At 60.2% G+C, this 14,635-nt stretch carries 12 protein-coding genes and 1 pseudogene; 11 read left to right on the plus strand and 2 right to left on the minus strand.

Annotation, left to right across the window (positions count from 1 at the left end):
* Nucleotides 1-183 precede the first annotated feature (183 nt).
* From BSG20_RS24165 to ligA, 9 genes and pseudogenes are all read left to right on the plus strand, one after another.
* Nucleotides 184-456, plus strand: a pseudogene (locus BSG20_RS24165) (aquaporin); the annotation flags it as partial.
* Between the two features lie 223 nt (nt 457-679).
* The gene (locus BSG20_RS24170) at nt 680-1,606 is read left to right on the plus strand and encodes a D-alanine--D-alanine ligase (RefSeq protein WP_072379257.1); all 927 of its coding nucleotides are present in this window, start codon (nt 680-682) and stop codon (nt 1,604-1,606) included.
* Nucleotides 1,594-2,526 (plus strand): cell division protein FtsQ/DivIB, encoded by a 933-nt coding sequence (locus tag BSG20_RS24175; protein ID WP_072379255.1) that lies wholly within the window; start codon nt 1,594-1,596, stop codon nt 2,524-2,526. Before BSG20_RS24170 ends, BSG20_RS24175 begins: the two co-directional genes overlap by 13 nt.
* Nucleotides 2,523-3,854 (plus strand): cell division protein FtsA, encoded by a 1,332-nt coding sequence (gene ftsA / locus BSG20_RS24180; protein WP_018858330.1) that lies wholly within the window; start codon nt 2,523-2,525, stop codon nt 3,852-3,854. Before BSG20_RS24175 ends, ftsA begins: the two co-directional genes overlap by 4 nt.
* 56 nt (nt 3,855-3,910) lie before the next feature.
* Nucleotides 3,911-5,632, plus strand: coding sequence for a cell division protein FtsZ (gene ftsZ / locus BSG20_RS24185; RefSeq protein WP_072379253.1), 1,722 nt, complete (start codon nt 3,911-3,913; stop codon nt 5,630-5,632).
* A gap of 287 nt (nt 5,633-5,919) precedes the next feature.
* On the plus strand, nt 5,920-6,876 hold the full coding sequence (lpxC, locus tag BSG20_RS24190; RefSeq protein ID WP_072379252.1) for a UDP-3-O-acyl-N-acetylglucosamine deacetylase: 957 nt from the start codon (nt 5,920-5,922) through the stop codon (nt 6,874-6,876).
* Nucleotides 6,877-7,151: 275 nt separating this feature from the next.
* Complete coding sequence (locus tag BSG20_RS24195; protein ID WP_177309877.1) at nt 7,152-8,021, plus strand: outer membrane protein assembly factor BamD; 870 nt, start codon at nt 7,152-7,154, stop codon at nt 8,019-8,021.
* A 5-nt stretch (nt 8,022-8,026) separates the two neighbouring features.
* Nucleotides 8,027-9,700: a DNA repair protein RecN gene (gene recN / locus BSG20_RS24200; protein ID WP_072379248.1), complete on the plus strand. Its 1,674-nt coding sequence runs from the start codon at nt 8,027-8,029 to the stop codon at nt 9,698-9,700.
* A 108-nt stretch (nt 9,701-9,808) separates the two neighbouring features.
* Complete coding sequence (gene ligA, locus BSG20_RS24205) at nt 9,809-11,980, plus strand: NAD-dependent DNA ligase LigA (RefSeq protein WP_072379246.1); 2,172 nt, start codon at nt 9,809-9,811, stop codon at nt 11,978-11,980.
* Nucleotides 11,981-12,012: 32 nt separating this feature from the next.
* Here ligA and BSG20_RS24210 read toward each other — a convergent pair whose 3' ends face one another.
* Nucleotides 12,013-12,534 (minus strand): GNAT family N-acetyltransferase, encoded by a 522-nt coding sequence (locus tag BSG20_RS24210; protein ID WP_072379243.1) that lies wholly within the window; start codon nt 12,532-12,534, stop codon nt 12,013-12,015.
* 264 nt (nt 12,535-12,798) lie between these two features.
* On the opposite strand from BSG20_RS24210, the gene BSG20_RS24215 reads away from it, so the two are divergent.
* Both BSG20_RS24215 and BSG20_RS24220 read left to right on the plus strand, forming a co-directional pair.
* Nucleotides 12,799-13,389 carry a 3'-5' exonuclease gene (locus BSG20_RS24215; protein ID WP_072379381.1) on the plus strand — a complete coding sequence of 197 codons (591 nt, stop codon included), beginning with the start codon at nt 12,799-12,801 and terminating at the stop codon, nt 13,387-13,389.
* Nucleotides 13,390-13,452: 63 nt separating this feature from the next.
* Nucleotides 13,453-13,947, plus strand: coding sequence for a CreA family protein (locus BSG20_RS24220; protein ID WP_024313604.1), 495 nt, complete (start codon nt 13,453-13,455; stop codon nt 13,945-13,947).
* A 17-nt stretch (nt 13,948-13,964) separates the two neighbouring features.
* Here BSG20_RS24220 and BSG20_RS24225 read toward each other — a convergent pair whose 3' ends face one another.
* Entirely contained in the window at nt 13,965-14,375 is a 411-nt protein-coding gene (locus BSG20_RS24225; RefSeq protein ID WP_072379241.1) for a GFA family protein, read from the minus strand.
* Nucleotides 14,376-14,635 lie beyond the last annotated feature (260 nt).

The raw sequence follows: 14,635 nt of genomic DNA on the forward strand, positions 1-14,635 counted from the left end.
GAAGGCAGGCGGCTCTTAACGCAATTTTAATTCGGCGCAAATGCCCATCGCGCAACAAGCGAAAAAAGATTAGCAGGCTTTGCATTTTTCCGCCCATCTCTGCCCGCGCGTCGGCACTTGACCAGAATCAATATGAAGCCGATTCCTCATGAACGTTCTGGTTGAGCGCAGGGGGGAAATAGGCAGAAAAGTCTTGTTGCAGAATTTCTTGGAACGTTTTGGCTCGTATTCGGCGGATGCGGCAGTGCCGTGCTTGCCGCAGCGTTTCCCGAACTTGGCATTGGTTTTGTAAGTGTTGCATTTGCGTTCGGTCTTACCGTCCTGACGATGGCTTTTGCCGTCGGCGGCATTTCCGGCGGGCATTTCAACCCCGCGGTTTCCGTCGGTCTCGCAGTCGCGGGCAAATTCCCGGCCGGTCGCGTGGTTCCTTATATTGCGGTACAGGTCATTGGCGCGCGCAACGTCTTGAAGGAACCCGCACGGCATGCCGCTGCAGGGCTTTTGCGTTCTGTGCCGTCATGTCAGCGCCGCTTTCCGCGGTGAAAATTAACGAAAGTAAACACTTCGTTAACCATAATCGAGCTCTAATGCACCTGCATCATCAAGCTGGATTCGGACGAGAAACAAGCTTGGTGCAAGCGTCGGAACGCAGTGTGTAGGTTATTTTTTGGGGGTATTGATGAGTCGCAAGCATGTCGCTGTCCTGATGGGCGGGTTTTCCTCGGAGAGGCCGGTAAGCCTTTCTTCCGGGGCGGCGTGCGCGGATGCCCTTGAGGCTGAGGGTTTCCGGGTGACGCGGATCGACGTCGATCGCGATGTCTCTGCGAAGCTTGCTGCGCTGCGACCCGATGTCGTCTTTAATGCGCTGCATGGCCCCTACGGCGAGGATGGTACGATCCAGGGCGTCCTCGAGTATCTTGAGGTTCCCTACACGCATTCGGGCGTGCTGGCGTCGGCGCTTGCCATGGACAAGGAGAAGGCCAAGGGCGTTGCAGCTGCTGCGGGCGTTCCGGTTGCTCAATCCGAGGTGATCAATCGATTCGCCTTTCCGGCCGAGCATCCGATGAAGCCGCCCTATGTTGTAAAACCCGTGCGTGAGGGCTCGAGCTTCGGTGTGGTGATCGTCCAGGAGGATCAATCGCATCCACCGCAGATTATCAGCTCTCCGGAATGGCGCTACGGCGAAGAGGTTCTTGTCGAGCGTTACGTCTATGGTCGGGAGCTGACTTGCGGTGTCATGGGGGATCAGGTGCTTGGCGTGACCGAGGTGGTGCCGCTGGGTCACGGCTTTTACGATTATGACGCCAAGTATGTCGCCGGTGGATCGAAACACGTCATCCCGGCGGAAATTTCACCGAATATTTACCAAAAAATACAATCATTGGCGTTAAGGGCGCATCAAGCAATTGGTTGCCGTGGCGTCAGTCGCTCCGACTTTCGTTACGACGATCGCTTCTCCGAAGATGGCGAAATTATCTGGCTGGAAATCAATACTCAGCCGGGCATGACGCCAACCTCCCTGGTGCCCGAAATGGCTGGTCATGCCGGCTACTCGTTTGGTGAATTTCTCCGTTGGATGGTGGAGGACGCTTCTTGTTCTCGGTGACGGTCAAAAGAATAGGGCGCCCAAGTCATCAGGCTGAGCCTTCGTATCCCGAGGGTGATGGTCGGCTGATTCTTCCGCGCCCGCTGCGCCGTGTCGTGCGCTTCCTTGTCAGCCTCGGCAGTGGTCGCATCCATATTCCGGCCCATGTCGGGACGGTCTCCGCCTTGGCCTTCTTTGCTGTGACGGGTCTCTACGGCATGTCGCTCGGTGGTCACACCGACGCTGTTGCGCAAGCGACGACGACCGCTGCCGGATTTGCAATCGATGACGTCAAGGTGTCCGGCAATTCCGAGACCTCCGAAATCGAGATCCTGCAGCTGTTGGGGCTGGATGGCACGACCTCGCTCGTGGCGCTCGATGTCGATGCGGCGCGTCAGAAGATCGCTAAGCTTCCCTGGGTCGAGAATGTCGAAGTCCGCAAGATCTATCCGAAGACGATCGAGGTAAAACTCAAAGAGCGTCAGGCTTACGCCATCTGGCAGCATGGCCAGGAGCTTTCTCTCGTGGAGAAGGGTGGTTCGGTAATCGCTCCGCTGCGCGATAACAAGTTTTCGGAGCTGCCCCTCGTGGTTGGTCGCGGTGCGGAGGTTGCTGCAACCTCGCTCGAAGCCGAATTCGCAACGTGGCCGGAGATCAAGGCGCGGGTGAAGGCCTACGTCTGGGTTTCGGGTCGCCGCTGGGATCTGCACATGGACAACGGTATTGCTGTGAAGCTGCCGGAAGACGATGTCGAGGTGGCGTTGGCGCGGCTGTCGAAGTTCATGAAAGAGCAGGATCTTCTGGAGCGCGACATCGCTGCCGTCGATCTGAGGCTTACCGACCGCACGGCGATTGAGTTGACACCGGAAGCGATGGCGCGCCGGCAACTCGTGCTTGATCAGCGGACCAAGGAATTGAAGAAGGCGGGGCAAAATATATGAGCTTGTTCGGTTCGTCCCATTTCGGATTGCCGCGCCTGAAGCCGCTTTCGTCGAAGCGGTCCCATGTCGTTTCGGTGCTGGACATCGGATCGACGAAGGTCGTCTGCATGATCGGCCGCCTGACGCCTCGCGAGGAAAGTCAGGTTCTGCCCGGCCGCACGCACAACATTGAGATCATCGGGATTGGTCACCAGCGTTCGCGCGGCATCAAGACCGGCGCGATCTCCGACCTGGATGCGTTGGAAAGCGTGATTCGGCTTGCGGTCGATGCAGCCGAGCGCATGGCCGGCCTGACCGTCGAAAGCCTGATCGTCAACGTCACGGCCGGTCGCCTGACAAGCGACATCTACACTGCGACCATCGATCTCGGTGGTCAGGAAGTGGAGCTGAACGACCTCAAGAAGGTTCTGTCCGCTGCCTGCCAGCAGTCGCTTCGACAGGATCGCGCGGTCCTTCATTCGCTGGCAACTGGCTTCTCGCTCGATGGCGAGCGCGGCATCCGCGATCCGCTGTCGATGTATGGTGACGTTCTCGGCGTCGACATGCACGTCGTCACCGCTGAGCGCACCGCACTGAAGAACCTCGAACTCAGTGTCAATCGCGCGCACCTCTCGGTCGAGGGGATCGTCGCGACGCCTTACGCCTCCGGCCTTGCCGCTCTCGTCGATGATGAAGTCGAGCTCGGCTGCGCGGCGATCGACATGGGCGGCGGCACGACGACGATTTCTGTCTTCGCAGAGGGCAAGCTGGTGCACACCGATGCCGTCAGCCTCGGTGGCCATCACGTCACCACTGATCTGGCCCGTGGTCTTTCGACCCGCATCGAGGATGCAGAGCGCCTGAAGGTCGTCCATGCTTCCGCGATGCCGAACTCCTCGGACGAGCGCGAACTGATCTCGATCCCGCCGATCGGCGAAGACGAACGCGACCTGCCGACGCAGGTGCCGCGTGCGCTGGTATCGCGCATCGTCAGCGCCCGTATCGAGGAAACGATGGAATTGATCCGCGATCGCATCCAGCGCTCGGGCTTCAGCCCGATCGTCGGCAAGCGCGTCGTGCTGACGGGTGGTGCCAGCCAGCTGACCGGCCTTGCCGAAGTTGCGCGCCGCATTCTTGCCCGCAACGTCAGAATCGGTCGTCCGATGGGCGTCTCGGGCCTGCCGACCGCAGCGAAGGGCCCAGCCTTTTCGACCGCCGTCGGTCTGATGATCTATCCGCAGGTCGCGGACCAAGAAACACATGCGTCACAGAGCGGTCTGCTCATGTCGCTTGGGGGAAATACCAGCCGCTTTGCCCGCATGGGCCAGTGGTTGAAAGAAAGCTTCTGACAATTGAGTGAATTGGCCGGCGTGGCGATGCGGCCATAAAGAGAAGGAACGGTAACATGACTATCAAGCTGCAAAAGCCGGATATCACTGAGCTTAAGCCTCGTATCACCGTGTTCGGTGTTGGCGGCGGCGGTGGCAACGCTGTCAACAACATGATCTCCGCGGGCCTCCAGGGCGTCGACTTCGTCGTTGCCAACACGGATGCCCAGGCCCTGACGATGACCAAGGCAGAGCGCATTATCCAGCTCGGCGCCAACGTCACGGAAGGGCTCGGTGCTGGTTCGCAGCCGGAAGTCGGTCGCGCAGCCGCTGAAGAGTGCATCGACGAGATCGTCGACCACCTGAATGGAACGCACATGTGCTTCGTTACCGCCGGCATGGGCGGCGGCACCGGCACTGGCGCTGCTCCAGTCGTTGCACAGGCAGCCCGTAACAAGGGCATCCTGACGGTCGGCGTCGTGACCAAGCCCTTCCACTTCGAAGGCGGGCGCCGCATGCGTCTAGCCGAATCCGGCATCCAGGAGCTGCAGAAGTCGGTCGATACCCTCATCGTCATTCCGAACCAGAACCTTTTCCGCATCGCCAACGACAAGACGACCTTTGCCGACGCGTTCGCGATGGCAGACCAGGTCCTCTACTCCGGTGTTGCCTGCATCACCGACCTCATGGTGAAGGAAGGTCTCATCAACCTCGACTTCGCCGACGTTCGCTCGGTCATGCGCGAAATGGGCCGCGCAATGATGGGCACCGGCGAGGCATCGGGCCAGGGCCGCGCAATGCAGGCTGCCGAAGCTGCGATTGCCAACCCGCTGCTCGACGAAACGTCGATGAAGGGCGCACAGGGCCTGTTGATCTCCATCACCGGCGGCCGCGACCTCACCCTCTTCGAAGTCGACGAAGCAGCAACGCGTATCCGCGAAGAAGTCGATCCGGATGCGAACATCATCCTCGGCGCGACGTTCGACGAATCGCTCGAAGGCATCATCCGCGTCTCCGTCGTCGCAACCGGCATCGACCGTGCGCTCAACGAAGCAGCCGGCAAGACATTCCAGCCTGTCGCAAAGCCGATTGTCCGTCCTTCCGCGGCCGTCGCTCCGGCGCCGGCCGCGGTTCAGCCTGCACCTGTCATGCAGCAGGCACCAAAGCCCGTCGACCCGGTCGCGCAGGCGATCCGTACGGCTGAAGCGGAAATGGAGCGCGAGCTCGAGATCCACGCTCCACGTGCAGCATCACCGGTGCAGCAGCCGGCGATGCAGGAGACCTTCCGTCCGCAGAGCAAGATCTTTGCCGCTCCAGAAGCCGCTCCGGTCATTCGTCCAGCCCCGGTTCAGCAGGCTCCGGTTCACGCACCTGCCATGAGCCAGCCGGTTCAGCAGCCTGCGATGAGCCAGGCGCCTGTCATGCAGCAGCCAATGGCCGCCCAACAGCCCGTTCGCATGCCGAAAGTGGAGGATTTCCCGCCAGTGGTTCAGGCAGAGATCGACCATCGCTCGCAGCCTGCCCCCACGTCTCATGCGCATGAAGAGCGTGGACCGATGGGCCTCCTGAAGCGAATCACCAACTCGCTTGGCCGCCGCGAAGAGGAAGTCGCGCCGGAGATGACGTCGGCTCCTGCTGCTGCCTCGCAGCAGCGCCGTCCGCTTTCTCCGGAAGCCAGCCTCTATGCGCCGCGCCGCGGAAACCTCGACGATCAGGGCCGCAGCGTCCCGCAGGCTCGCATGATGCAGGAAGACGATCAGCTCGAAATTCCGGCATTCCTGCGCCGTCAGTCGAACTGAGGCAGGGACAGAATCGCCACAAGGATGCCCGGGAGTACGCTCCCGGGCATTGCTGTTCCAGGGGATGGAATCTGGCGGCAATTGCGCTGTTATTTCAAGGGCATGCTTTCGTAACAATGCGAAAGAAACAGTGATTTGGATTGGAACCCGGGCGCACGTATGTATGTGCTCAAGAAAACCGTCTTCTCGCGCTTTATGGCGAGACTTCGACGGAGTGAAATGAACCTTGGCAGATAGTTCGGCATGTTAGCCGCGGCGGGTCACCAGGGATTATAAAGGCAAAATTTATGGTTATTGGCATGTTGGGTTTTCAAACGACGGTATCACGTCCGATCACGCTCTCGGGCATCGGCGTTCATTCTGGTGCTGACGTTTCGATTACCTTCAACCCGGCAGAATCTGACACTGGCGTCGTCTTCAATCGCATGCATGAGAACGGCGAGGTTTCCGAATACCGTGCTGTGTCTTCGCAGGTCGGCAATACGGATCTGTGCACCGTTCTTGGGTTCTCGCCGGCGCACTCGGTTGCGACGATCGAGCATGTCATGGCTGCCGTCTACGCGCTTGGTCTCGACAACGTCGTGATCGAGGTTCATGGCGCCGAAATGCCGATCATGGACGGCAGTTCGATGCCTTTCATCGAAGCGATCGAACAGGTTGGCCTGGTATCGCTCGGCGTGAAGCGCCGGTATATCCGCATCACCAAGCCGGTTCGCATCGAGCATGGTGGCTCGTGGAGCGAGTTCCGTCCCTATGATGGTACGCGCTTTGAAGTCGAGATCGATTTCGATTGCCCGCTGATCGGCCGGCAGAAGTGGGAAGGCGACATGACGGCTGCGACGTTCAAGTCCGAGCTGTCGCGCGCTCGTACCTTCGGTTTCATGCGGGATGTCGAGCGTCTTTGGGCCTCCGGCCACGCGCTTGGTTCCTCGCTTGAGAATTCGGTCGTCATTTCGGACGACAATACCGTTATCAATGTCGAGGGCCTGCGCTACGCCAAGGACGAATTCGTGCGCCACAAGGCACTCGATGCCGTCGGCGACCTTGCGCTCGCCGGCGCTCCTTTCATCGGTTGCTATCGCTCCTATCGCGGCGGCCACAAGATGAATGCTAATGCTCTCAAGGCGTTGCTCAGCGACCCGACCGCCTACGAAGTGGTCGAGACCTCTGCGCCGCGCCAGCGTGTTGCTCCTCGGGATTTCATCCGGGTCAACGCACCGGAATTTGCTCCCTGGTCGGCATGACCTCCATCGTATCTCTTAGGCCAGGGCCGCCTCCTTCGGGAGGCGGTTTCTTTATTTTGAACAGACTGACGGTGATTCCCCGATAGATGTTTCGCCGCAGATGTCTAGCGGCAACAGGTGCAGCTTTCACGGTGCAAAACGGGCGATTATCGCCTGCATCGCCACAAAAATGCGTTAATGCATCATCATTGCGTTGCTCTGGCTCCACATTTGTGGCTAGAAACGCCAGCAAGGCGTGGCTGCCGTTGAGGGATGGCGGCGTTGGGATTGTTCCGATGGGTTATGCAGGGTCTGAAAGTATGATGAAGACAGCGCGCGCTTTGTTCGCATCGCTCTTGGTGCTGAGCGCAGGTGCCTTAGTTTCCGGATGCCAGTCGGACCCCGATATCGATATTACCAAGCTCGGCGTCGAGAGCGATCCGCCGGATGTTCTCTATACCCAGGGCCTCGCCAACATGAAGGCCGGCAACATGGCCGAAGCGGCGCGCAAGTTCGACGCCATCGATCGCGAGAACCCGTTCTCCGAATGGGCGCGCAAGGCGCTCGTGATGAGCACCTTCGTCAAGTATCGCCAGGGCCGTCTCGACGACGCTCTTGCCTCGGGCAACCGCTATATGGCGCAGTATCCGAAGTCGAAAGATGCCCCCTACGTGCAGTATCTGATCGGTCTGACCTATTCGAAGCAGATCGTGGACGTCACGCAGGATCAGCGCGCAGCTGCCAAGACTGTCGAAGCCATGCAGGCGGTTATCGACAACTACCCGGATTCCGAATATGTCGACGACGCTCAGGCGAAAATCCGCTTCGCGCGCGACCAGATGGCCGGCAAGGAAATGCAGGTCGGCCGCTACTATATGGAGCGGAAGGAATACCTCGCCGCGATCTCGCGCTTCCGCACTGTCGTCGAGAAGTACCCGAATACCAACCAGATCGAAGAAGCGCTCGCGCGCCTTGTCGAAGCCTACTACGCAATGGGCATCGTCGAGGAGGCGCAAACCGCAGCTGCCGTTCTGGGCCATAATTATCCGGACAGCCAGTGGTACGCAGATTCCTTCAAGCTCTTGAAGAACGGTGGCACGGAGCCGCGTGAAAACCCGGGTTCCTGGATCGCGGCTGCAGGCAAGAAACTCCTGCTCGGTTCCTGAGGCCAATGCTGATCCAGCTTTCGATCCGCGATATCGTCCTGATCGAGCGGCTGGATCTCGCCTTTGAGACCGGCCTCTCGGTGCTGACCGGTGAGACCGGTGCTGGCAAATCCATCCTGCTTGATAGCCTGTCGCTGGCCCTTGGGGGCCGCGGAGACGGAGGCCTCGTTCGCCACGGCGAAGACAAGGGGCAGGTGACGGCTGTCTTCGATGTCGGCCCGGATCACGGCGCCCGCAAGCTGCTGCGCGAAAACGGCATCGATGATGATGGCGATCTCATCTTCCGCCGTGTCCAAAACGCCGACGGCCGCACCAAGGCCTATGTCAACGACCAGCCGCTCAGCGTTCAGCTGATGCGCCAGGCCGGACAGATGCTCGTCGAGATTCACGGTCAGCATGATGATCGCGCGCTCGTGGACACCCACGCTCACCGGATCCTGCTCGACGCCTTTGCGGGCGTAAACGAAGACGCTGCTACCGTTTCCAACATTTACCGCATCTGGCGCGATACCGAGCGGACGCTGAAGAAGCAGCGCGAGAAGGTGGAAAATGCTACGCGCGAGGCGGACTATCTGCGCTCATCCGTCGAGGAACTGGAAAAGCTTTCGCCGCTGGATGGCGAGGAGGACGAACTCGCCGATCGTCGCCAAAAGATGATGAAGGCCGAGCGCATCGCAGGCGATATCGCCGAGGCTTCAGAGTTCCTCAACGGCAATGCCTCTCCCGTGCCGCATATCGCCTCGCTCGTGCGCCGGCTGGAGCGCAAGAGCCACGAGGCTCCTGGCTTGCTGGAAGATACGGTTGCGCTTCTGGACGCTGCGCTCGACCAGCTCTCCAACGCCCAGATGGAAGTCGAGGCGGCACTCCGAAAGACGGAATACGATCCAAAGGAGCTGGAGCGTGTAGAGGAGCGTCTGTTTGCCTTGCGCGCCGCCGCGCGCAAGTACTCTGTTCCGGTGGTCGAACTCCCAGCGCTCGCCGTTCGCATGATCAGCGATCTTGCCGATCTCGATGCCGGCGAGGAACGGCTTGCCAAGCTCGAAGCCGAGGTTGATGTTGCCAAGGCGAACTACGATGCAGCAGCACGCACGCTTTCCGATACGCGTCATCACGCCGGAGACGCTTTGGCTGCCGCCGTCATGGCAGAACTGCCGGCACTGAAGCTGGAGCGGGCACGTTTCATGGTAGAGATCACCACCAATCGCGAGGATGCGACAGCAGAGGGCATCGACGTTGTCGAGTTCCACGTGCAGACCAATCCGGGCACGCGCCCGGGTTCTATCATGAAGGTGGCGTCCGGCGGCGAGCTTTCGCGCTTCCTGCTCGCGCTGAAGGTGGCGCTCGCCGATCGCGGCTCTGCACCGACACTCGTCTTCGACGAAATAGATACCGGTGTTGGTGGGGCGGTTGCCGACGCGATCGGTCAGCGGCTGAAGCGGCTTTCCGACCGCGTTCAGGTCCTCTCGGTTACGCATGCGCCGCAGGTTGCAGCACGGGCGGCGACGCATCTGCTGATCTCAAAGGGACCGGCCGCCGAAGGCTCCGAGAAGATTGCGACGCGCGTCGCGACGATGGCGCCCGACGACCGTACCGAAGAGATCGCACGCATGCTGGCGGGCGCCTCGGTGACGGAAGAGGCGAGGGCGGCTGCTGCCCGGCTGCTGGCCGGGAACGGCTGATTTCAAAATCGCCGAATCGGGGAGAGGCGCCGGAGATGACGTCTCACTCCCTTTCAATCCATGCGTTTTGCTCTAAAACGACTCCAGATTCCGTGGAGCGAGAGCCGTATGTCGACCGAAACCATAGCCGTTGATGCCCTGACGATCGAAGATGCAGCCGCCGAGCTCGAGCGGCTTGCGAAGGAGATCGCCCGCAACGACGAGCTCTATCACGGCGAGGATCGCCCGGCGATTTCGGATGCCGAGTATGATGCGCTGCAGCGGCGCAACGACGCGATCGAGGCGCGCTTTCCGGAACTGATCCGCCAAGACAGCCCGTCGCGGCGTGTCGGCTCCGCGCCTTCAGTCACATTCGCACCCGTCGTGCATGCGCGGCCGATGCTGTCGCTCGACAATACCTTCTCGCAGGAGGACGTGCAGGACTTCGTGGCCAGCGTCTATCGTTTCCTCGGCCGCTTGCCGGACCAGTCGATTGCCTTTACGGCAGAGCCGAAAATCGATGGCCTCTCCATGTCGATCCGCTACGAGAACGGCAAACTTGTAAACGCAGCGACTCGCGGCGACGGTACGACGGGTGAAAACGTCACCGCGAATATCCGCACCATCAAGGAAGTCCCGAACGAGTTGCCTTGGGGTGTTCCGGCCGTCGTTGAAGTGCGCGGCGAAGTCTATATGGCCAAGAGCGACTTCCTGGCGCTGAACAAGCAGATGGAGGCGGCGGGCAAGCAGACCTACGTCAATCCGCGCAACACCGCCGCTGGCTCGCTGCGACAGCTCAATGCGAACGTGACAGCGAGCCGCAAGCTGAAGTTCTTCGCCTACGCCTGGGGCGAGATTTCCGAGCCCAATGATTTGCCGAAGACGCAATTCGACATGGTGCAGAAGTTCAAGGAATGGGGCTTTCCCGTCAATCCGCTGATGAAGCGGCTGAACTCCGTCGCCGATATCCTGGCGCATTACGATGAGATCGGCCTGAAGCGGCCCGATCTCGACTACGACATCGACGGCGTCGTCTACAAGGTCGACAGCCTTGAGCTGCAGACCCGACTTGGCTTCCGCTCGCGCAGCCCGCGTTGGGCGACCGCACATAAATTCCCGGCCGAGCAGGCCTTCACGACGGTCGAAAATATCGACATTCAGGTTGGACGCACCGGCGCTCTGACGCCGGTCGCACGCCTGACGCCGATCACTGTCGGCGGCGTCGTTGTTACCAATGCGACGCTGCACAATGCCGATTATATTGAAGGCATCGGCAATTCGGGCGAACGTATTCGCGACGTGGGACACGACATCCGGATCGGTGATACGGTCATCGTGCAGCGGGCAGGAGATGTCATCCCGCAGGTGCTCGACGTCGTCATGGAGAAGCGTCCGGCCGATGCTAGGCCTTACGAATTCCCAAAGACTTGCCCAGTCTGCGGCAGCCATGCAGTACGTGAGAAGAACGAGAAGACCGGCAAGCTCGATTCGGTCACCCGCTGCACCGGCGGCTTCATCTGCACGGCGCAGGCGACGGAGCATCTCAAGCATTTCGTCTCGCGCAATGCCTTCGACATCGAGGGCCTGGGCTCCAGGCAAATCGACTTCTTCTTCGATAATGAGGACAGGGCGCTGCAGATCCGCACCGCGCCCGATATCTTCACGCTGGAGAAGCGGCAGGCGGATTCACTGACCAAGCTCGAAAATATCGACGGCTTCGGCAAGGTCAGTGTCGGCAAGCTCTACGCGGCCATCAACGAGCGCCGCACGATCGCGCTCCACCGCTTCATCTATGCGCTCGGCATACGCCATGTCGGCGAGACGACCGCGAAACTGCTTGCGCGCTCCTATGGCACCTATGACGCCTTCGAGGCAGCGATGAAGGAGGCTGTACCACTTTCGGGCGATGCCTGGAACGACTTGAACGCTATCGAAGGCATCGGTGAGATTGTCGCCCGCGCCATCGTCGAATTCTACAAGGAACCGCGTAATATCGAGGTGATCGGGGCGTTGCTCGACGAACTCGACGACAAGAGGCCCTTGCCCGCCGAACAGGCGGTGACATCCGACAGCCCTGTCGCCGGCAAGACCGTCGTTTTCACCGGCTCGCTGGAAAAGTTTTCGCGCGACGAGGCTAAGGCGCGGGCAGAAAGCCTCGGCGCCAAGGTCGCCGGTTCGGTGTCGAAGAAGACCGATATCGTCGTTGCGGGACCGGGCGCCGGCTCGAAGCTCGACAAGGCACGCGAGCTCGGGGTCCAGACGATGGACGAGGACGAGTGGCTGGCGCTGATCGGCGGGTGAGGGCATCGGTTCGGCTCGTCTCAGAGCATCTTCTACCGCTTGATGCGCGCCATCGCATAAGCATCGACGTAGCAGCCGGCCCGGAAGGCATAGGCACGAAGTATGCCTTCCTCTTCGAAACCGAACTTTCTGTAGAGGGCGAGGGCGGCTTCGTTGTCGGTGTAGACTGTCAATTCCAGGCGCATAATGTTCAGCCAGTTGTCCGCGGCGTCGATGACGGCGGCGAGCAGCGCGCTGCCGATACCGCAGCCGGCAAAGTCGTCATGAACCCCCATGCCGATGCTGGCGACGTGATTGCGACGGCCACGGAAGCGGGTCATGCCGATGTCGCCGACGATTTGCCCGTCGATGGTTGCGACCAGACGCATCGCGTCCGGATTGCTGTTTTCGACATGGCGGCGGGTTTCTTCGATACTCTGGTAGGGCGGACGCAAGGTCCCGGCTCGAAAGCCCGGCAGATTGACCAGCGCTGCCAAGGCCTCGGTGTCGGACGAACGGATCGCTCGGATCAACAGTCCGACAGGTGCTTTTCTGCTGCTTGGATTATTCTGCATACAACTCTCCTTGTCATTGCGAGGGGAGCCGGTTCCCGAACCCTGCTCGCCTCGGCAGGGTTTCGGGGTTGGACGGACTGCTTCTAATGCACCGTCGATCCCGCCAACCCCGCAAGGGTGGTGGTCGTCAGCGTAAGCGTTATGGCCATCGATCCGTTCATGCTCGCCATGTTTCGCAATCCGGTTGCGGATGTCAACAGCCTGGTTTGCGCCGACAGGGCAGGAAGGCTATGCCAGATCGATACAATCGAATCGGAAGCCTCGTTGAAGACTATCGCCATTGACTTCGAGACAGCCAACGAACAGCGCGGCAGCGCCTGCTCGGTCGGGCTGGCATGGATAGAGGACGGCCAGGTCACGCGCGTCGAGGAGCGGCTCATCCGGCCGAAGGAGATGCGGTTCTCCGGCATGAACATCGCCATCCACGGCATCCGGCCGGAGCAGGTCGAGGACGCGCCGGAGTTTCCGGAGGTGATGGACGAGTTCCACGACGATTTCCGGGGCGCGACCATGATCGCGCACAATGCAGCTTTCGATTTCAGCGTCTGGCGTGCCTGCCTCGATCTCTATCGGCAGTCTTATCCGGAACTGACCTATCTCTGCAGCCTGAAGATGGCACAGCGGATCTGGCCGCATTTCCTATCGCACCGGCTCAACATGATCGCCGAGCATCTCGGCCTTCGCTTTGCGCATCACAATGCAGCCGAAGATGCCGCCGTCTGCGCGCATGCGGCGATCGCGATGGCAAAGGCCGTCGGGGCAGCCGCCGTGAACGCCATTCCTGCTGTGATCGGCATGAAGCCGGGCCGGCTGACGTCAAACGGATATGAGGCCTGCACCTGCAGGAAGCCGTAAGCACTTCCTTGTAAAGACCCCTGGCGCGCTTACCTTAGATGCTGATGCAATCAGGGAGCCGTCATGTCCACAAAGAGCTATATCGCGCTTGCTACCGCGTCACTCATCGGTCTTAGCGCTGGCACGGTGTCGGCCGACGTCGTCGGCAAGGTTGGGGTTGACTGGATCGGCAACGACATCATCATCGATGCGGTGGCCGACCCGCAGGTGAAAGGCGTGACCTGCCACGTCACCTATTTCGACCGCAGCGTCATCGACCGCGTAAAGAACGGCAACTGGTTTGAGGATCCCTCGAACAACTCCATTGCCTGCCGGCAGACAGGGCCGATCGAGATCGGCGACATCGACCTGTCGAAGGGCGGCGACGAGGTGTTCAAGACAGGTATGTCGCTGATCTGGAAGAAGCTGGTCGTCAACCGGATCTACGACAAAGAGAACGACACATTGATCTATCTTGCGCATTCGCGCGAATTGACCGACGGCTCGGCGAAGATGGCGATCTCGACCATCCCGCTCTACGGCCAGAACGTTTTATGGAAAAACGGCAAGCCGCAATAGCAGCGCGGCTCGTCGAGTTAGGTACGGCTTTTGGGATGGGCCGGCAGGTCATCGCAGATGACATCCCAGGACACCTTTTCGGATGTCCAGACGTGAAAGGTCGGGTGATACTCATCCGGCTCGTCGAGGCTGACGGTCATGATGTCGATCAAGCCGGGGTCCGCATCATTCTGGTAGCCGAGCGGGGAACCACATGAACCGCAAAATGTCCGCACGACGCCCTTCGAGGAGGCGAAAGCCCGCGGGGCTCCTTGTTCATACACCAGTGTTCGTACGGGAAAGGTGACGAACGGCAGCGTTGGAGCCGAAGCAACTTTTCGGCATGTGTGGCAATGGCAGATGCCGCTACATAGGGGCGCCTCGTCGATTCTGTAGCGGATCGCGCCGCAGCCGCATCCTCCGGTGTGGCGGGTCTTTGCATCGCTCATCCTGCGTATCCCATTGCCTTTCCCAACGACATTCAAACGCCTGCCTTCGCCCTTGATTTACAAGGCTATGTCTAAGGACCGCATGACGGAGGTGGCGTTCGCCAACGAGATAGCGCGCAATACGGCCCTAAGAATGGCATAGAAAAACCGCTTGCAATGTTCTTTCGTGAGCGCGACGAACAGCCCACCTTTTCTTTGTTGGTAGAGACCGCGAGATAAGCTCCTTCATCGACAGGAGCGGAACGAATGGTTGGAGATCG

The organism is Rhizobium tibeticum, assembly GCF_900110205.1.
GTDB classification, from domain to species: Bacteria; Pseudomonadota; Alphaproteobacteria; order Rhizobiales; family Rhizobiaceae; genus Rhizobium; species Rhizobium tibeticum.